This window comes from Aquiflexum balticum DSM 16537, assembly GCF_900176595.1.
GTDB classification, from domain to species: Bacteria; Bacteroidota; Bacteroidia; order Cytophagales; family Cyclobacteriaceae; genus Aquiflexum; species Aquiflexum balticum.
The window spans coordinates 473,298-490,924 of record NZ_LT838813.1; the positions used below are offsets into that span (position 1 = coordinate 473,298).

Here is a 17,627-nt window from a genome sequence, read left to right on the forward strand (position 1 = left end):
GACGCCTTCCTTCTGGAGATAGGGGTAACCTAATTTCATTCCTTTTCTGACCATTTTCAAAATGTTGGGAACTCAGAATGACTCATGTCTCAAGTATTCAAACCAATCTGATATTAATGGATACCCGCCTGACGCAGGCAGGTTGTATATAGATAGATATTTTTGAAGATATCAATCGATATATGGATAATTAATACTTCATGATCATGACCTGCGTTCCACAAGAATACGAATACTTAAATAGGTTTATCTGAAAAGGATTTATGATTTTATTGAGAGTGATTTTTGACCAAAACCTGGAAGGTGGTCCTTGTCATCTGTTCAAGCAAAATCTCTTTGTTATGGGTGAGTTTCTCCATCAAAGCTTGATGATGATTTTTGACGGTTATCAGTTGAAGGCTTTCATTATACCTGATTTCAAACTGACTGCGAAGCATGTTGATGAGTTTTTCCAGCTTGAAAAGTTCTTTTTCAATGACTATGGAAATGGAGATGGCAGAAATTTGGAGCAGGTTCACCCTTAATTTAAGTTCCTCCAATTGAGAATAAACGGAATGGATATGGGATTCATTGATAAAAGTAAAATCAGTCACTCTGAAGCTGACCAAAATCTGATCGTCCTTGACCACAATACAGGGAACAGTATTTACGCCTTGGACATGATGGATTTTTGTTCCCAAGCCCTCCGGATGGATAAATGACTTGACATAAAGTGGAATGGAAAGATTGGCCAAGGGCTTGATGGTTTTCGGATGAATGACAGAGGCTCCATAAAAAGTCAGTTCAGCGGCTTCTTTATAATCCAGCTCATCGAATTTGACAGCATCCGGAAAACGTTTTGGGTCGGCATTGAGCACCCCGTCCACATCTTTCCAAATAGTCACGGCATTGGCCCGCATGCCGTGTGCCAATATGGCCGCAGTAAAATCCGAGCCCTCCCTTCCCAATGTGGTAGTACGGCCTTTTTCATCTGCACCTATAAATCCTTGGGTAACTACGGGGAACTGTGTCAATTTGGGTGCTAAAAGTTTTTGACAAAGCTTGCCGGTACTCTCCCAATCCACTTTTGCAAATCTGAAGTCACTATTGGTCAAAATTATTTCCCTGGCATCTTGCCAAATGTAATACAATCCCTTGGAGCAAAGATATTCCTGGACAATCCTGGATGACAGCAATTCCCCAAAGGAAACGACCGAATCATAAAACTCATCATAATTACCCTTTGTCAGATCCCCTTCGAGTATCCTATCCAATTGCGAAAAATAATTCCTTACTGCCGGGAAAATCATGCTATTCCCATCAAAAAGCTCTTCACAAACATTCAGATGATAATCCAATAATTTAGTACTATTCAAAGAATAATCTTTACCCGCCAATTTTAATGCTAAAATATCTTCCAGAGCATTAGTTGTCTTCCCCATGGCGGAAACCACAATAATTGTATTATTTCGCAATCGATTGAATACAATTTCATACAAGTTTTTAATAGATGCAGCATCTTTTACAGAAGCACCGCCAAATTTGAAAACAAAAGTTTTTGCCATTGAAATTAATTTGTAATTTTCAGAAGTTAAATTATTTAATAGTATTTTTCCAATAATATGAAGATAAAACTTTATACCCCCAGCGATTCATCCATAGCCTACTCAGTCGGGACTACTTTGGACAGATTTATCAAAATCAAACAGGATGAATTTCCTTTTGCATCCGGTGAATTATCACAGATTTTAAGGGACATTGCCTTAGCGGCAAAGATAGTAAATCGGGAGACCAACCGTGCAGGACTTGCGAATATCGGTGGTGCTTTCGGGCAAACCAATGTTCAGGGCGAAGAACAACAGAAACTGGATGTCATCGCCAACATCAGATTTATGCGCGCTTTGACCAAAGGCGGTGAGGTATGTGCCGTGGTATCCGAAGAAGATGATGAAGTCATTGACCTTCAGAACAGCTCCGGCAAATATGTGGTTGCCATCGATCCTTTGGACGGTTCATCCAATATTGATGTCAATATCTCCATCGGTACCATATTTTCAATCTATAGAAGAGTGACTCCTTTGGGCAGAAGGATTCTTCCTCAGGATATTATGCAACCTGGAAATCAACAGGTGGCTGCAGGCTATGTGCTGTATGGTTCCTCCACCATGTTGGTCTATACCACAGGGTATGGTGTCAACGGTTTTACTTATGAACCATCACTTGGGGAATTTTTCCTTTCCCATCCTAACATGTGCGCCCCGAAAGATGGAAATATCTACAGCATCAATGAAGGCACCGCCAACCTTTTTGAGACTGGCCTTCAGAAATATATAGAGAAATGTAAAGAAAGGCAGTTCAGTGCCCGATATATCGGAAGCCTTGTGGCAGATTTTCATAGAAATCTGCTTAAAGGGGGGATATATATTTACCCCGCAACCTCGAAATCACCCAAGGGAAAGTTAAGGTTACTGTATGAGGCCAATGCCTTGGCTTTTATTGCAGAGCAGGCAGGAGGAATGGCTACTGATGGTTTTGGAAGGATTTTGGATATTGAGCCTACCTCGCTTCATCAGCGCACGCCATTGTATATCGGATCGGAAAAAATGGTGGAAGAAGCTGAGGGTTTTTTGAAAATCAAAAACGAGAGATCAATTAGTTTGTAAACGATTAGGGATCTTCGATACTTTGGGCTTAGATTTTACTAAACTTTCCGTCTTTGTGCCTTCGTGGCATTAAGGAACAAAATTGGTCACAAAGGGCCTAACTGTAAAACAAATTAAGCATCTCTCTTTCACTTAAAATCATTTAATCTTCTTTCATAGTGCTAGAATTTGTAGGAGAATATAAATTGATTGATGGGTGAGGTAATAACTGAATTGGTCTGATTTTTACCGTATCCTTTGCTGGATGGGTCATTTCTCTTAAAAAGTGAAGGGTCAAAAGGTTTTGTAAAATCATAGTCATCAAGAATGAAACTTTCAGCGCTATACTTGAAATTACTTCTTTGAAAAAGAATAGCCATTTCTACCCGCACAGAAAAATGATTGCCAATTTGTTTTGAAACTCCTAAGAACGGACTGATTGTATATTTTTTATCAGAATATTTACTTTCGTCATAATAGAAAGACACAAACTCCCCGTAAAATTTTTTATGAAACTCTTCTTTGAATAGCATGGCAAAATCTAGCCCTACATATAGGTCGCTGTTTTTTCCAATTCCAAGATTTCTTACTATTTCTTTTTGCATACCTAAAAGACCGAATATTTCACGCGAGATTTTATCATTAGGAGTAGGAAATTGCCCAGGTATCGCAGTTAAATTTTGAAAGGAGGACCTACTATAGCCTAATCTACTTCTTAGGGATATCCCATTCTCGCCGATTTTTCTCAATAAAAAAACAGAAATCGGTGGGTATTCATTTTTTTCAATCAATGACAATGCATCAATCCCAACTTCCCATCTTTCGGAGTTGGAGGCTTCCTGGGCTTGTATGCTTACTGATTGAAGTAGGCATACCAGAATTGCCATAATAAGTGTTGGTTTTGTTTTCATTCTTAAACTAAGTTTAAATGAGATTTTCTTATATAACTCCAAAAATATCTTTCCTTTTTGGGTGGATTCTAAAAGGGCTTTTAAGAGAAAGTATTTTAATGAACAGGGACGCTGCAAACAAAAGAAAAGTTTTTATTTAAAAAAAAGCGAAAACATTTATTAGTTCTAAGGGTGTGAGTATTAACCCAATAATTTTCATATCAGCTTTATTTTTTTCATTATTCTGGAAGAATAATGAAAAAACCAGGATTAATTCTAATTATAATTCAAGGAGGAGTAAATCACTTTCCTGAATACTTCCTCTTGATCTCAATTTTTAGCATCTGCCTTTCCACCAATGCTTTGGCCAAATCGAAAGCCATCGTTTCAGGCTCCGATTCATGAAGAATCTGTTTGAGTTTGTTTTCTCCCAGATCCACCCTATAGCAGATCTGAAGGAGTTTTTCAAAATCCCTGTTGATCATTTGCTGGATAATCGGCTGCAATAGATCAATCAGGTCTTCTTTGGTAGTTGCTTCTTTTTCCTTACTGATCTCAAAATCTTTTTTCAGAAGAAGCATCGTATCCTGCACAAAATCCTCGTTCATTTTAGGACAATTATGGGTTCAATAGCATTAAATTGAAATGGAGTGGAAATATCAGGTTTCCACTCCATTTGAATAGCAAATACATCATGCTGAATTAGGCTTCTTTTTCTTCAGACTCCCCTTCTTCCACTTGCTCTTCCAAAGTTTCTGGAGCAAATGTCCTGATGATTTTATACCAAGATACCAGTTTCTTGATGTCAGAAGGATAGACTTTGGTATCATCATAGTCAGGAAGCACATGTTTCAAAAAGGCATTTAACTCATCTGCATCAGCTGTAGCATCCAAGCCTAAATCGCCCTGAAACTCCTTTTCAATTTTTTTCATGACCTCCTCCAAAGGCGTGGCACCTTCTTCGGTCATGGTGTACATGGAAATTTCCCCCAAGATAGAAACCCGCTGATTGGCACCTACCACCAGCTTTGATTTTTTCTCATCCATGGATTCCAATATTACGCCCCCACGTGTGGGCTTCAATACTTTATATAAACCTGATTTTCCGGAAACTGTGGCAATCTCGTTGAATTTCATTTTGTCTCTTTCTGATTTAAGGCTGCAAAGATATCATTTCAATTATAATGCCCAAAGATTAGTTTTGCTCTTTACCATATTCACTGACCAATTCTTCAATAAAGGCTACAACCTCCTCTTTTCCTTCTCCTGATGTGGCTGAGGTGATATAGTGTTGTGGTTTGTCCTGAAATATCTCAAATGCCGCATTGAGAAATCTATTCACATTTTCTTTGGTTCTTGACTTGGATTGCTTGTCAGACTTGGTGAAGAGCAAAACAAAAGGAATATCGTTCTCCCCGCACCAGGTGATAAATTCCAAATCTATTTTTTGGGGCTCAAGCCTGCTGTCAATCAAAACCATCAATGCAACAAGATTTTCTCTGGCTGAGAGATAGTCCATAATCATTTTGCCCCAAGTGTCCTTGATGCTTTTGCTTACTTTGGCAAAACCATAGCCCGGTAAATCTACCATATACCACTTGTCATCCACCAGAAAATGATTGATCAATTGGGTTTTACCAGGTCTGCCGGATGTTTTGGCGAGTTTGCTGTTTCCTGTCAACATATTGATCAGGGAGCTCTTTCCTACATTGGATCTCCCGATAAAGGCAAATTCCGGTTTGTTAGGTTCAGGGCACTTGGTATGATCTGTATTACTTATCAAAAAGACCGCTTTCTTGATCATGGTATTTTTTTATTTGGTACAAAGGTAAACGAATTTAAGTTAATCCTAGAGTCTGAAATATTCCATTGACTATGGTCATTAATATCAACCAATATCAATATATATCTAATCTGACTATCCGCATCATTGCACTTAGATTTGTTTATCCAAAATCCTTAATCTTTATTGATTTTTTGAGGTTGAGGCGGGCGGGGAGGAATGACTGCGGACCGGGCCGGCCTTGGCCTTGCGCGTTGATAGGATTCCGCAGTCTTGACTTTTTTGGTTACTTTTTTTGTCAAGAAAAAAAGTAACTATATAAATGACATTTCGATAATCTCAAGGTTAAGAATACAATATTTGGATACGTGCAAGAAAGCGATTACATAGAATATCTAAACATATAATTGTCGATAAATTAACCAGGAGCAGGAAAAACAAAAAAGTTTCGCCTTTTAAAAAGTCTATCCGCATAAATTCCCAACATTTTTCTATTGCTCGGGTTTCCTTAGTAATATTGCACAACATTAGAGAAAAGTCCATGTCAGTAGTACCTTATAAAGAAAAGCAGGAAGGAAAAAAGGAGCAGGTAGCCGAGATGTTCAACAACATCAGTAAAAAATATGATTTTTTGAACCATCTTTTAAGTTTGGGAATAGATATTACCTGGAGAAAAAAAGCCATCAAGCTGCTCAAAAAAGACAACCCAAAATTAATTCTTGATATTGCCACGGGGACCGGTGACTTTGCCATTGAAGCATTGGCCCTAAACCCTGATAAAGTCATCGGCGTGGACATTTCAGAAGGAATGCTGAATGAAGGGCGTAAAAAAATGGTCAAAAGAAAACTGGACCATATTATTGATCTTCAAATGGGGGATTCTGAAAAGTTGCTTTTTGAGGATAATAAATTTGATGCAGTGATCGTTTCTTTTGGGGTCAGGAACTTCGAAAATCTCGAAAAAGGATTGCGGGATATGTACCGGGTTTTAAAACCCGGCGCCAAAACTGTGATTGTGGAATTTTCAAAACCAAAAAAATTTCCGATGAAACAAGGATATAACTTTTATTTCAAATATATTCTGCCTCAGATCGGAAAATTGGTCTCCAAAGATAATTCTGCTTACACCTATTTGCCGGAATCCGTACAGGCATTTCCAGATGGTGAAGATTTCCTTTCAGTACTCAAAAAAGTTGGCTTTAAAAACACACAATGCAAACCGCTCACATTCGGCATCAGTTCTATATATATAGGAGAAAAGTAAGCTTTTCCATCTTAGGGATTTTTTTTCTGATTAGCCAGGCAAGTGGTCAATCAAGATTCAATGAGATCAGTGCTGCAGGACAGGATGATAAACTCATTTCCTATGGTTTTTTCCTTGCCGCCCATACCAATTATTGGCAATTAAAATACTCCGATGCTTTTTTGGACCCGAGTAATTCCTCTCTCAACGATATACAAAGTATCATACCTGTTTTTACTCCGGGTTTTTCCTTGGGGTTTTTGATGACATTCAGACTTCATGATCAATTGAATATTCTTTTAACACCCAAAATCGGGTTTTATGAGTTCAGAACTGATGTGAATTACTTTGAAGGTCTGCCACCCTCCAACAACCAGGATATCCCGGTAATCACCCGTAGACAAACCTACCTCAATGAAGCCACAATGGTAGAAATTCCACTTCTCTTTAAGTATAAAGCCCAAAGATTCAACAATTCAAGGATGTTTTTCACGGGAGGAGGAAGTGCCATGTTCCGAACAAAGGACCAAGATGAAGCGGATATTGAAGACATAGCAACCTTAGGGACAGACATTACGGTAGATTTGGGTATTGGTTTTGACCTCTATTTCAAATATTTCAAATTTTCACCCGAAGTACGCTTTTCACATGGGTTACTGAATATGTATAGACCTGAACAAACCAACCCGGCATTTAGGGACGCGATTTCTGAGCTTAGGCGAAAATCAATTACCCTATACCTTCATTTTCAATAGTTGCATAGAAATTCTACCATTGACATAAACCGGAGCTGCCGTCACCCTGATCCCGATAGCTATCGGGAGAAGGGTCTCAAGAGGTTCCGGGAAAGGATGATTTTGAATCAAAAGGTAAAGTTTTTCCAGTAATTCAACCGTCTAATTGTACCGCTGGAGATCCCTCGTGCCTAACAATGACATCATCATCGGAGCAGCCGTCATGCTGAACGTAGAGAAGCATCTCATGGGGATCAGAAACGGTTAATATAATCATAAATAGGACCGCTGGAGATCCTTCGTACCTCAGGATGACGGGCAGCTTGATGTCATTCCGTTTCTGTAAATGCCAATTTTCTCCACTACCATTGACAGAATTCCGGAGCGTCACTCTGAACGTAGAGAAAGCCTGTCCCGTCCCGATAGCTATCGGGATTCGGGGAGTCTCCTGAGGTATAGGGGATTCTTCACTTCGCTGTAATATTTTCACATTGCTATAAGTATTTCAGAAAGCTCGTTCAGAATGACGCAGAACCCGATGTCATTAACATTTCTGTAAATACCAATTTTCTCCACTCGGAATGACTGAATCATGGGACAGGTTTTGATTCTGATTTCAAAATTTCTTTATTGCCACCTTTCCGCTTTCAAGCGGGAATAACCACTTACCTACCCCACAGCCTTTGAATAAACTGACTGCTCCCCCCCTTCTTTTCCACCAAAAATCCTGGTTTTTGATATTGGGGATATTATTGGTTGCTTTCAATTTAAGGCCTTCCATCACTGCGGTTGGTCCTTTGATTCCATTGATAAGAGATGACCTTGGACTTACCAATGGCTGGGCAGGATTTCTGACCACACTGCCTCTTTTGACATTCGCCACTTTTTCAATTTTCTCTGCTTCCCTTGGCAATAAATTGGGTAATTCCAAGGCTATTTTATTTGCCCTGATTCTACTTGCAGTAGGAACAATTGTAAGGATATTGGGAGGTTCATGGCTGTTATTTCTAGGAACAGGTTTGACCGGGATCGGTATTGTGATCTGCAATGTTTTGCTGATTCCGTTTATCAAAAACAGGCTACCTTCCAAAATCGGATTAGTTACCGCTGCTTATACCACCGGAATGACCATGTTTGCGGCCATAGCCTCGGGGATTTCAGCACCTTTGGCTTTGGACATGGATTTGGGATGGAGAGGTTCATTGTTTTCTTGGATTGGACTGCTGATTATTGGGATTTTGGTTTGGGTTCCACAAGTGAAGAACCATCCCGTCAATAAAAATAAAAGTGATGACCATATCAAAGTAAATGTGTGGAAGTCAAGATTGGCTTGGAATATCAGCCTGTTTATGGGAGTACAGTCTTTGTTGTTTTTCACTTTGATCTCTTGGCTACCGGATATGATGATTTCTAAGGGACTTTCACCCGTTGAGGCAGGATTGGTAGTTTCCCTCATGCAGATTATAGGTTTAAGCGGATCCTTTTTTGCACCGATCATCGCTGTAAAGTTTAAAGACCAAGTGGGAATCATTTGGGTGCTGGGCCTGATGTATCTTGTTGGATTTTCCAGCTTGTTTTCAGAGGTACTTTGGGTCAATTATATTGGACTGGGCATTGTTGGATTGAGTTTGGGTTCAAGCGTCTCAATGGCGTATACTTTGATAGGATTGAGAACTGACCATGAAAAAACAACAGCTTCTCTTTCAGGAATGGTCCAATCCACGGGATACTATTTGGCAGCTTTGGGACCATTGCTTTTTGGAATCTCCTTTGATATTTTCCAAAACTGGAATTTTCTGATTTACCTGGCTCTTTTTTGTTCCGTGATGTTTATTTATTTCGGTGTCAAATCCGGGAAATCCAGGGTAATATAGTATATCCTTTTTAGCACCAATATTCATGTTTTCCCTGTTCTATTGGACGAAGCTGTTACCTTTGCAGTATAAATAAAACTATCTGACATGCAAGAATATTTTACGGCCCTGGGCATCCCCAAAGAAGTATTTGACTATCTGATCATGCCTTTGTTGATTTTTTGTGCAAGGGTAATGGATGTGTCCATCAATACGCTTAGGATCATGTTTGTTCTTAACGGTAAGAAAAAAATCGCCCCTATCCTCGGATTCTTTGAAGCCATGATCTGGCTGTTGGCCATTGGACAGATTTTTCAGAATATCAATAACCCCATGTCGTACGTAGCCTATGCAGGTGGATTCGCCATGGGAACATTTGTCGGAATGACGATTGAAGAAAAATTGGCTTTGGGCAGGGTTCTGGTAAGGGTGATTACACCTGAACCTATGCCAGATTTGATTGAATACATGAAAGATCGAAACTACCGGTTTACCAGTGTTGGTGCCGAGGGAAGGTATGGGAAAGTCAACCTGCTGTTCACAGTAATGAAAAGAGAAGACTTACAGAAGTATATAGAAAAAGTAAAAACCCTGAACGACAAGGCATTTTATACCATTGAAAGTGTCAAGAGAATCAGTGAAGATGATCTGAATGTAATGGAAGATAGGCCTAGGTTTACAACTAAGGTATGGAGTAGATTAAGAAAATAGGAGACTCGGGAAGTTGGTTGAAATTAACCCTATTCTCAAATTAGAATAGAAGCTGGAATTTTACATTTCGATTCGATAATTCTTCCAGAATTATCAGAGGGATTTTGAGTAAAATATGGATTGATTTGCTGTCCCTTTAGGGACAAAATATGGGTGGACAGAGTTTGATAATGTTGGATTTTTCCCATCATTCAAAGTTTCCCGAGAGAATTCGGTTTTATATGGGGAAACCAAAAAAGAAAAAAATTGCTTGGTTAAAATTCTTAAAATCGAACTTCAACCAAGCAATCAAAATTTTTATAATGGAAATGAAGTTATTTAGCCTGGGGAATAAAACTCATCAATTCCTTTGCACCGTCCAATAATGTCAATTTATCTTTATTGACTTTGAAATTGGAAACCTGACCAAGTGCGGACAAAAAATCCTGTTCACCACCACCCTGACATGCCTTTTTGGTCATTGCGCCGGGATCTAGGTTTATACCTTTTCCATCTAATTTGAACGCACCATTAAAATCGTTGCAGCCTGTAGAACCTGTCAATTTTCCTCCATCAAGAAAATTCAAAGAAGGGATTCCGCTGAGGAACTTTGCAGGATCTAAAGCTTTGCCCATTAAAGAATTCAACATCCAATTATTGCCAGTCAAAAGGCTCAATGGATTTAAGTTCCCAACTGAACTGCAGGAAGAAAAACTCAACACTAAAGTGAGTACCAGAATGCTTGATAATTTTTTCATAATCAAAGTGGTTTAAATTATTTTTTGTTTAAAATGATAAATAAAAGCAAATATAAAATTTAAATCATTATATAATCAACTATAACAATTCTAAGAACTTAATTTAATTAGGATTTAAAAAGTCAACTGATGCATTCAGATTTTGTTTACAGAAATACGCAATTGATTTCATTTTTTTCCATTGAGGTGACTTTTCAAAGCACAAAGCCAAACAATATATGGAAAGAGTTATTATTAAAGGATTAAGATTTTACCAACTCACTTGTATAAATGATAATAAATAGATGATTGCCTTGAAAAAACAACAAAAACATTTTTGCTTTTCGGGAAATTGTACTTAAGATTGCTCCATCAAAAAAACAGACTATGTTTTTCACAGCCAATGACACCATTATTAAAGATTTCTTCAGCACCCTTGCTGATGAAAGCTGTGCCATGGGTATGTCCAATACCACATTTTTTACTACCACCATTACGGGTTAATTCCCGTCTTCTCACACATATAGACCCTTAGCCATAAGGTCCGGTTCGGATCGATTGAAAATATTATATATCCCAAAAAGAAAAACCAATTTTTATGAAAATCTTAAAATTCGGAGGATCATCAGTAGCCAATCAGGAAAATATCGAAAAGGTTTTCCAGATTTTGAAAAGTCAGTTTCATCAGGAAGAAATTGCGGTTGTATTTTCAGCTTTGGGAGGAGTCACGGAAGTTTTGCTTCAAAGTGCCCATAAAGCCAGAGAAGGGGACAAATCCTATGTTGAAGAAATCAAAGTCCTGGAAGACAGACACTATGATCTGGTCAGAAAAATGATTCCCATTCAGCAACAATCGACTGTGCTGACATACGTTAAGGTACGTTTCAATGAATTGGAGGACTTGTTCCATGGGATTTATTTGATCAAGGAATGTTCCCTTAAGACTTTGGATTATGTAGGTAGCTTTGGTGAAAGACTTTCTGCCTTTATTCTTGCAGAGGCACTAAAAGTTGAAGGCTTGCCGGCACATTATCTTGATGCAAGAGAGGTAATCCGTACCAATAATAGATTTGGCAATGCTAAAGTTGATTTCCCGCAAACCAATGACCTGATACAGGATTATTTCCATCAACACAAAGGGCTGAAAGTCATAACAGGATTTATAGCTTCCACCGAAAAGGGTGAAACTACCACATTGGGTAGAAGCGGTTCTGATTATACTGCTGCGATTTTCGCCTCAGCGCTACAAGCTGAAAGTCTGGAGATTTGGACCGATGTTTCCGGTGTTATGACTTCTGACCCAAGATTGGTTTATTCCGCTTTTACCATCCCCCAACTCACCTACAGTGAAGCCATGGAGTTGTCCCATTTTGGGGCTAAAGTCATTTTCCCGGCTACCATGCAGCCGGCAATGCGGAAAGGGATTCCAATTTATATCAAAAATACCTTTGCGCCTGAGCATCCCGGGACGCTGATCAATAATGACGCTCCCAGCGGTAAACTGATAAAAGGAATTTCCTCGATGTCAGGAATTTCACTTCTGAACATTCAAGGAGCGGGGTTGATCGAAGTAGTGGGAGTAAGCAGAAGAGTATTTGGTGCATTGGCAGATGCAGGGATCAATGTAGTGTTAATTTCCCAAGCATCCTCGGAGCACAGTATCTGTGTGGCCATCAAAACCATAGAAGTGCCCTCAGCCAAAGAAGCTATAGAAAAAGAGTTTCTTTATGAAATCAAGAACACCGAAATGGATCCGGTAGTGGTGGTTTCCAACATGGCAGTAGTGGCTGCTGTCGGTGAGAATATGAAGCATAACCCCGGAGCAAGTGGCAGGATGTTCCAAGCTTTGGGGCGAAACAATGTAAACGTATTTGCGATTGCGCAGGGCAGTTCAGAATTGAATATCTCAGCAGTGGTTTCTCAGGCTGATTTACAAAAGGCCCTCAATGCACTCCATGAGGCTTTTTTCCTTTCTGAAAATAAAGTGCTCCATATCTTTTTGGTTGGCGTAGGGTTAATCGGAAAGGCATTGATCAAGATGATCGCCCTTCAAAGGAAAAAGCTACAAAAAGAAAATGATCTGGATATTCAGATTCACGGGATTGCCAATTCCAGGTTTATGGCATTTGATGAAGACGGATTTGACCTGCACAATTGTCCGGCACCTGAGGACGCCAAAGGAGCAAAGCCTATGGATCTAAAAAGATTTGTTTCCAAAATGGATGAAATGAATTTTTCGAATACGGTTTTTGTGGATTGTACTGCCAGCCAGGAATTGGCTGAAATTTATGAACATGTTCTTGAAGCCAAAATAGCCATCGTAACCCCCAACAAAAAGGCAAATTCGAGTTCCTTGGAAAATTACAAGGCTTTGAAGAAACTGGCCTATAAGCGCGGTGTGAAGTTTTTATATGAAACAAACGTGGCGGCAGGACTTCCTGTCATCAGTACCTTGCAGGATTTAATGTTAAGCGGAGATAAGGTCATTAAGATTGAAGCAGTCCTGAGCGGATCCATGAATTATATTTTCAGTGAACTGGAAAATGGAGCCCCCTTCAGTGAAGTGGTCAAAGTAGCCAAAGAAAAAGGGTATACCGAACCTGACCCAAGAGATGATCTCAGCGGAATGGATGTGGGAAGGAAAATTTTGATTTTGGGAAGGGAAGCAGAACAGGACCTGCATTTTGATGATATCTCCATCCAAAGTATGGTGCCTGCGGATTGTGTGGAAATAGAAAATGTGGGCGAGTTTTTGGAAAAACTCAAGGCCCATGACGAAGAATTTGCCCTTCTATTGGAAGAAGCAAAAGCCAAAGGAGAAAAACTCAGATTTATGGCAACGCTTGAAAACGGCAAAGCAAAGGTAGGACTAAACTCCCTTGATAGCAGTCATCCATTTTATACACTGAGAGGCTCTGACAACATGATCTTGTTTACCACCGAGCGTTATCATGATTATCCAATGATCATCCGGGGACCCGGTGCCGGGGCAGATGTGACTGCCGCAGGTGTTTTTGCTGATGTGATACGAATAGGTAACATCTCCAGATAATGTACAGATCCATCACAGCCTTTGCGCCAGCTACTGTTGCCAACGTATCCTGTGGCTTTGATATCCTTGGATTTGCCATAGATGGCATGGGGGATAAAGTCACCGTTTCTTTCAATGAACAAAAGAAGCTTTGTGTAACAGGTATTACCGGAGATGGAGGAAAGCTGCCTTTGGAAGTGGAAAAAAATACCTGCTCTGTAGCCATTCAGGCTTTATTGGATCAAATGGGAACCCCAATTGGGATTGATATTTATTTGGAAAAAGGATTGGCATTGGGTTCAGGTATGGGTTCATCGGCAGCAAGTGCCGCTGCAGCTTTGGTCGCGACCAATACTTTGTTGGGCAATCCCTTTACAAAGGAGGAATTGGTTCCATTTGCCATGGAAGCTGAGCGGATTGCCTGCGGATCTGCTCATGCCGACAACGTAGCTCCCTCAATTTTGGGCGGTTTTGTCCTTATCAGAGGATACGAGCCTTTGGATATTGTCAAATTGCCCGTTCCAAAAGGAATCTATTGTACATTGGTCCATCCGCATATTGAACTGAAAACATCTGACTCCAGGAGTGTACTGAGAAAACAGATTTCATTAAAGGAATCAACCGTGCAATCCGGAAATATTGCAGGATTTATAGCCGGATTATATACCAATGATTTTGGTTTGATCAGCAGATCTTTAAAAGATGTCATTGCCGAACCTTCACGGGCATTGTTGATACCGGGCTTTTATGAATTGAGGGATGCCATCAAGTCCATAGGGGCATTGGGTTCAGGGATATCAGGTTCCGGACCGACCATATTCGTCCTGTCCCCAAATGGAGAAATTGCCCTTGAAGCCGGAGAAAAAGCCAAAGACGTCTTTCATAAAATCGGCTTAGGAGCAGATGTCTATGTTTCGGAGGTGAATAATCGGGGAGCGTTTGTTTTGGGTTAGACGTGAGATGTGAGATGTGAGACACAAGACGCAAGACATAAGACATAAGACAAAAGAATTAGAGGTAGCTATGAGTATTGGGAAGAAAAGTAAATGTAATACCTGACTTAAAACCCTGAAAGGGTTGAACTTTGAATAGCCCCGTGTGAAACGTGGGGTAATGGAATAATTGAAGTTGATCCATCAACCCTGAAGGGGTTGAACATTTCGTTAGTTAGAAAATAATGTTTCAAGTAACTTCATGATGTTTCAAGAATTGAGAGGCGAGCGCCAAGAGACAAGAAATCAAAACACAGCGTATAAATAGACAGATAATTTTCCAATCTTAAAATCCGCCTCGGCGGACAAGTCTTTTCAATTTTCCAATTTTAATTCTACCTCCTATGAACTTCTACAGCACCAATAACCCCAACCATCTTGTAAGCCTTAAAGAAGCTGTGGTCAAAGGACTAGCTCCGGATCAGGGATTGTATATGCCTGTTGAAATTCCGGTGATGTCCGAAGAGTTTTTTGACAAGTTGCCGGAAATGACCTTTAAGGAAATAGGTTATGAGGTGATTGGGACTCTTTTCGGAGATGAATTGAGCAATGAGCAAATCAAAGAATTGGTGGATCATACATTAGCATTTGATGCGCCTTTGGTAGAGTTAGAGCATGATATTTTCAGCCTGGAGCTTTTCCATGGACCTACTCTGGCATTCAAGGATTTTGGGGCGAGGTTTTGTTCCAAGCTGATGTCCATATTGATGGCGGGGGAAAGTAGGAAAGTTCGTGTCTTGGTCGCCACCTCAGGGGATACCGGTAGTGCAGTGGCGAATGGGTTTTTCAAGGTGGAAGGAGTGGAAGTCATCGTCCTTTATCCAAAAGGAAAAGTCAGCGAATTGCAGGAAAAGCAGTTTACCACTTTGGGTGAAAATGTAATGGCTATTGAAGTGGACGGCGTTTTTGATGATTGTCAGACATTGGTGAAGCAGGCCTTTTTGGATAAAGAACTCAATGAAAAGATGTTGCTGACCTCAGCCAATTCCATTAATGTTGCCAGATGGATTCCGCAATGCCTGTATTATTTCTATGCTATATCAAGACTTCCAAAATCAGGTAAGAAAATAGTGGTCTCTGTTCCCAGTGGTAATTTCGGTAACCTTGGAGCGGGTATCTTGGCTGAAAGAATGGGGCTGCCCATCGCCCAATTTATAGCCTCCACTAATATCAATAAGGTCGTGCCGGATTTCCTGGGAGGCAGCCCTTTTGCTTCCAAGCCTTCCATCGGCACCATCAGCAACAGTATGGACGTGGGTAATCCAAGTAACTTTTATAGGCTTTTGGCGCTTTATGCCAATAATGAAAAATTATTCCGTGAAAAGGTAAAAGGATTTTACTTTGATGATGCGGATACCAGAAACGCCATGATAAAAGTCAGAGATGCATCAGGCTATATCATGGACCCCCATGGTACTGTGGGTTATTTGGGGTTGAGGAATTTTATGAAAATGAATCCCGGAGAATACATCGGTATTTTTCTTGAAACCGCCCATCCTGCCAAATTCAAATCCGTGGTCGATGAAACCTTGGGCATTGACCTGCCGATTCCTGATAGGTTAAAGGAGTTTATGAAAGGGGAAAAACAAATTTTGGAAATGGGGAATGATTTTGGGGAGTTTAGGGTGTTTTTAACTACAGATTTCACTGATGGACACAGATAGGTGCTTTTGAAAGTGAACATTATAGCCGAAGTGAGTGTCTCCACTCACTTCCATTTCAAGTTTGAAAATGGAAAAGCTTGCGATAAAACTGTGGGTCGTCAGTTGAGCCACTGCTGAATGCGTAAAGTCGATTCCCATCTTCTTAGCTAATTTGCAAAATAGTGGCTCGCATTTCAGGAATGATTTTCATAAATTTGAAATATGGAATGGCAAAAATATTTAACATCAGACAATACCATACTTTTAGGAAAGCCTACTATCAAAGGAACAAGGATTTCAGTCGAACATATTATTGGGCTATTGGCTCAGGGTTGGACGGAACAACAAATCCTCGAAAATTATCCCCGCTTAACCCAAGAATCGCTTCAAGCTGTTTTATCTGCGCCAAAGTGAGTGTCTCCACTCACTTTCCCTGGGTGGAGTTTAAGCCAATCTGATTTTCCTTTACTCACATTATTTTTAACCTCCAAATGCGATTGATGGATTAATTTATTTAAATTAGACTGGTTCAATTTTTAAAATGACTTTTTATGGAATTAGAAAGAATGTATTTTTTCACTGCGACCATCCACAAATGGATCCCACTGTTAACTGAAGAGAAATTTAAAAAAATTATCATTTCCAGTTTAAAATATCTTACAGATAAGCAATTGATCAAAATCTATGGATTTGTGATCATGCCAAACCATATCCACCTGATTTGGGAGCTATTGGATCTAAACAAAAAGGAAATGCCACATGCCAGCTTTCTAAAGTTTACAAGCCATCAGTTTTTAAAGGACCTGAGAAAAAATAATCAGGAATTGTTAACCAAATTCAAAGTTGAAGAAGTGAATAAAGCCTATTGCTTTTGGCAGAGGGATTCGCTTCCCATTGAGTTATACAGCCCACAAGTAATTTTTCAAAAATTGGAATATATCCACAATAACCCATGCAGGGGAAAATGGATGTTGGTTGATAATCCCTTAAATTACCCATATTCATCATTTGGATTTTATGAAAACGGTATTGATGGGTTTGGCTTTTTAAATCATGTGGGGGAGAGGATTTAAGCTGAAATGATTGTGTGACTCCAAAAGTGAGTGTCTTCACTCACTCCATTTGGGATTAACTTGAAAACAGGAGTTGCTATAAAAAAAGAGGGTCGTCAGTGGAGACACTGACGACGGCGACAGAAAAAGTATTGATTTTTGATTATTAATATTTTCTATTCAAAGATTCAATTTAAATGTGTGCTAAAAATGGAGAAAAACCTTGACCATCGACCTGCCAATTCCTGATAGGTTAAAGGAATTTATGAAAGGTGAAAAACAGACTATGGCTATTGGTAATGATTTTGGGGAGTTTAGGAAGTTATTAAACAGTAAAATAGAGCCGTCAGGAACATAA

At 39.6% G+C, this 17,627-nt stretch carries 16 protein-coding genes; 10 read left to right on the forward strand and 6 right to left on the reverse strand.

What is annotated here, in order from left to right:
• Positions 1 to 269 precede the first annotated feature (269 nt).
• A complete protein-coding gene (locus B9A52_RS02160; protein ID WP_084118758.1) occupies positions 270 to 1,544 on the reverse strand; it encodes an aspartate kinase in 1,275 nt (424 codons plus the stop codon).
• A 57-nt stretch (positions 1,545 to 1,601) separates the two neighbouring features.
• Between B9A52_RS02160 and fbp the strand changes: the two genes are divergently transcribed.
• Positions 1,602 to 2,642 (forward strand): class 1 fructose-bisphosphatase, encoded by a 1,041-nt coding sequence (fbp, locus tag B9A52_RS02165; protein ID WP_084118759.1) that lies wholly within the window; start codon positions 1,602 to 1,604, stop codon positions 2,640 to 2,642.
• Between the two features lie 161 nt (positions 2,643 to 2,803).
• On the opposite strand, the gene B9A52_RS02170 is transcribed toward fbp, so the two are convergent.
• From B9A52_RS02170 to yihA, 4 genes are all read right to left on the reverse strand, one after another.
• Positions 2,804 to 3,532 carry a hypothetical protein gene (locus B9A52_RS02170; RefSeq protein ID WP_084118760.1) on the reverse strand — a complete coding sequence of 243 codons (729 nt, stop codon included), beginning with the start codon at positions 3,530 to 3,532 and terminating at the stop codon, positions 2,804 to 2,806.
• 281 nt (positions 3,533 to 3,813) lie between these two features.
• Positions 3,814 to 4,119, reverse strand: coding sequence for a hypothetical protein (locus B9A52_RS02175; protein ID WP_084118761.1), 306 nt, complete (start codon positions 4,117 to 4,119; stop codon positions 3,814 to 3,816).
• Between the two features lie 94 nt (positions 4,120 to 4,213).
• A complete protein-coding gene (locus B9A52_RS02180) occupies positions 4,214 to 4,648 on the reverse strand; it encodes a DUF5606 family protein (RefSeq protein WP_084118762.1) in 435 nt (144 codons plus the stop codon).
• A 58-nt stretch (positions 4,649 to 4,706) separates the two neighbouring features.
• Positions 4,707 to 5,315: a ribosome biogenesis GTP-binding protein YihA/YsxC gene (gene yihA, locus B9A52_RS02185; RefSeq protein ID WP_084118763.1), complete on the reverse strand. Its 609-nt coding sequence runs from the start codon at positions 5,313 to 5,315 to the stop codon at positions 4,707 to 4,709.
• A 520-nt stretch (positions 5,316 to 5,835) separates the two neighbouring features.
• On the opposite strand from yihA, the gene ubiE reads away from it, so the two are divergent.
• From ubiE to B9A52_RS02215, 4 genes are all read left to right on the forward strand, one after another.
• A complete protein-coding gene (ubiE, locus tag B9A52_RS02195) occupies positions 5,836 to 6,558 on the forward strand; it encodes a bifunctional demethylmenaquinone methyltransferase/2-methoxy-6-polyprenyl-1,4-benzoquinol methylase UbiE (protein WP_084118765.1) in 723 nt (240 codons plus the stop codon).
• Positions 6,507 to 7,292 (forward strand): type IX secretion/gliding motility protein PorT/SprT, encoded by a 786-nt coding sequence (gene porT, locus B9A52_RS02200; protein ID WP_084123353.1) that lies wholly within the window; start codon positions 6,507 to 6,509, stop codon positions 7,290 to 7,292. Before ubiE ends, porT begins: the two co-directional genes overlap by 52 nt.
• A 662-nt stretch (positions 7,293 to 7,954) precedes the next feature.
• Positions 7,955 to 9,145, forward strand: a complete 1,191-nt coding sequence (locus tag B9A52_RS02210) for a CynX/NimT family MFS transporter (protein WP_231955437.1) — start codon at positions 7,955 to 7,957, stop codon at positions 9,143 to 9,145.
• Between the two features lie 87 nt (positions 9,146 to 9,232).
• Positions 9,233 to 9,835, forward strand: a complete 603-nt coding sequence (locus B9A52_RS02215; protein ID WP_084118767.1) for a DUF2179 domain-containing protein — start codon at positions 9,233 to 9,235, stop codon at positions 9,833 to 9,835.
• A gap of 314 nt (positions 9,836 to 10,149) precedes the next feature.
• On the opposite strand, the gene B9A52_RS02220 is transcribed toward B9A52_RS02215, so the two are convergent.
• Positions 10,150 to 10,572 (reverse strand): META domain-containing protein, encoded by a 423-nt coding sequence (locus B9A52_RS02220; protein ID WP_084118768.1) that lies wholly within the window; start codon positions 10,570 to 10,572, stop codon positions 10,150 to 10,152.
• Between the two features lie 577 nt (positions 10,573 to 11,149).
• On the opposite strand from B9A52_RS02220, the gene thrA reads away from it, so the two are divergent.
• The 5 genes from thrA (at position 11,150) to B9A52_RS02250 (ending at position 17,290) form a co-directional block, all read left to right on the forward strand.
• Positions 11,150 to 13,603 carry a bifunctional aspartate kinase/homoserine dehydrogenase I gene (thrA, locus tag B9A52_RS02230; RefSeq protein WP_084118770.1) on the forward strand — a complete coding sequence of 818 codons (2,454 nt, stop codon included), beginning with the start codon at positions 11,150 to 11,152 and terminating at the stop codon, positions 13,601 to 13,603.
• On the forward strand, positions 13,603 to 14,535 hold the full coding sequence (locus tag B9A52_RS02235; RefSeq protein WP_084118771.1) for a homoserine kinase: 933 nt from the start codon (positions 13,603 to 13,605) through the stop codon (positions 14,533 to 14,535). The genes thrA and B9A52_RS02235 overlap by 1 nt, the downstream gene beginning before the upstream one ends.
• Positions 14,536 to 14,918: 383 nt before the next feature.
• On the forward strand, positions 14,919 to 16,238 hold the full coding sequence (gene thrC, locus B9A52_RS02240) for a threonine synthase (RefSeq protein ID WP_084118772.1): 1,320 nt from the start codon (positions 14,919 to 14,921) through the stop codon (positions 16,236 to 16,238).
• A 201-nt stretch (positions 16,239 to 16,439) separates the two neighbouring features.
• Positions 16,440 to 16,631 (forward strand): DUF433 domain-containing protein, encoded by a 192-nt coding sequence (locus B9A52_RS02245; RefSeq protein WP_084118773.1) that lies wholly within the window; start codon positions 16,440 to 16,442, stop codon positions 16,629 to 16,631.
• 137 nt (positions 16,632 to 16,768) lie between these two features.
• On the forward strand, positions 16,769 to 17,290 hold the full coding sequence (locus B9A52_RS02250; protein WP_084118774.1) for a transposase: 522 nt from the start codon (positions 16,769 to 16,771) through the stop codon (positions 17,288 to 17,290).
• The last annotated feature ends 337 nt before the right edge of the window (positions 17,291 to 17,627 follow it).

Bases quoted from the DNA above. Each gene is read 5' to 3' on its own strand.
- B9A52_RS02160 (WP_084118758.1), bottom strand. From the start codon at position 1,544: ATGGCAAAAACTTTTGTTTTCAAATTTGGCGGTGCTTCTGTAAAAGAT.
- fbp (WP_084118759.1), top strand. From the start codon at position 1,602: ATGAAGATAAAACTTTATACCCCCAGCGATTCATCCATAGCCTACTCA.
- B9A52_RS02170 (WP_084118760.1), bottom strand. From the start codon at position 3,532: ATGAAAACAAAACCAACACTTATTATGGCAATTCTGGTATGCCTACTT.
- B9A52_RS02175 (WP_084118761.1), bottom strand. From the start codon at position 4,119: ATGAACGAGGATTTTGTGCAGGATACGATGCTTCTTCTGAAAAAAGAT.
- B9A52_RS02180 (WP_084118762.1), bottom strand. From the start codon at position 4,648: ATGAAATTCAACGAGATTGCCACAGTTTCCGGAAAATCAGGTTTATAT.
- yihA (WP_084118763.1), bottom strand. From the start codon at position 5,315: ATGATCAAGAAAGCGGTCTTTTTGATAAGTAATACAGATCATACCAAG.
- ubiE (WP_084118765.1), top strand. From the start codon at position 5,836: ATGTCAGTAGTACCTTATAAAGAAAAGCAGGAAGGAAAAAAGGAGCAG.
- porT (WP_084123353.1), top strand. From the start codon at position 6,507: ATGCAAACCGCTCACATTCGGCATCAGTTCTATATATATAGGAGAAAA.
- B9A52_RS02215 (WP_084118767.1), top strand. From the start codon at position 9,233: ATGCAAGAATATTTTACGGCCCTGGGCATCCCCAAAGAAGTATTTGAC.
- B9A52_RS02220 (WP_084118768.1), bottom strand. From the start codon at position 10,572: ATGAAAAAATTATCAAGCATTCTGGTACTCACTTTAGTGTTGAGTTTT.
- thrA (WP_084118770.1), top strand. From the start codon at position 11,150: ATGAAAATCTTAAAATTCGGAGGATCATCAGTAGCCAATCAGGAAAAT.
- B9A52_RS02235 (WP_084118771.1), top strand. From the start codon at position 13,603: ATGTACAGATCCATCACAGCCTTTGCGCCAGCTACTGTTGCCAACGTA.
- thrC (WP_084118772.1), top strand. From the start codon at position 14,919: ATGAACTTCTACAGCACCAATAACCCCAACCATCTTGTAAGCCTTAAA.
- B9A52_RS02245 (WP_084118773.1), top strand. From the start codon at position 16,440: ATGGAATGGCAAAAATATTTAACATCAGACAATACCATACTTTTAGGA.
- B9A52_RS02250 (WP_084118774.1), top strand. From the start codon at position 16,769: ATGGAATTAGAAAGAATGTATTTTTTCACTGCGACCATCCACAAATGG.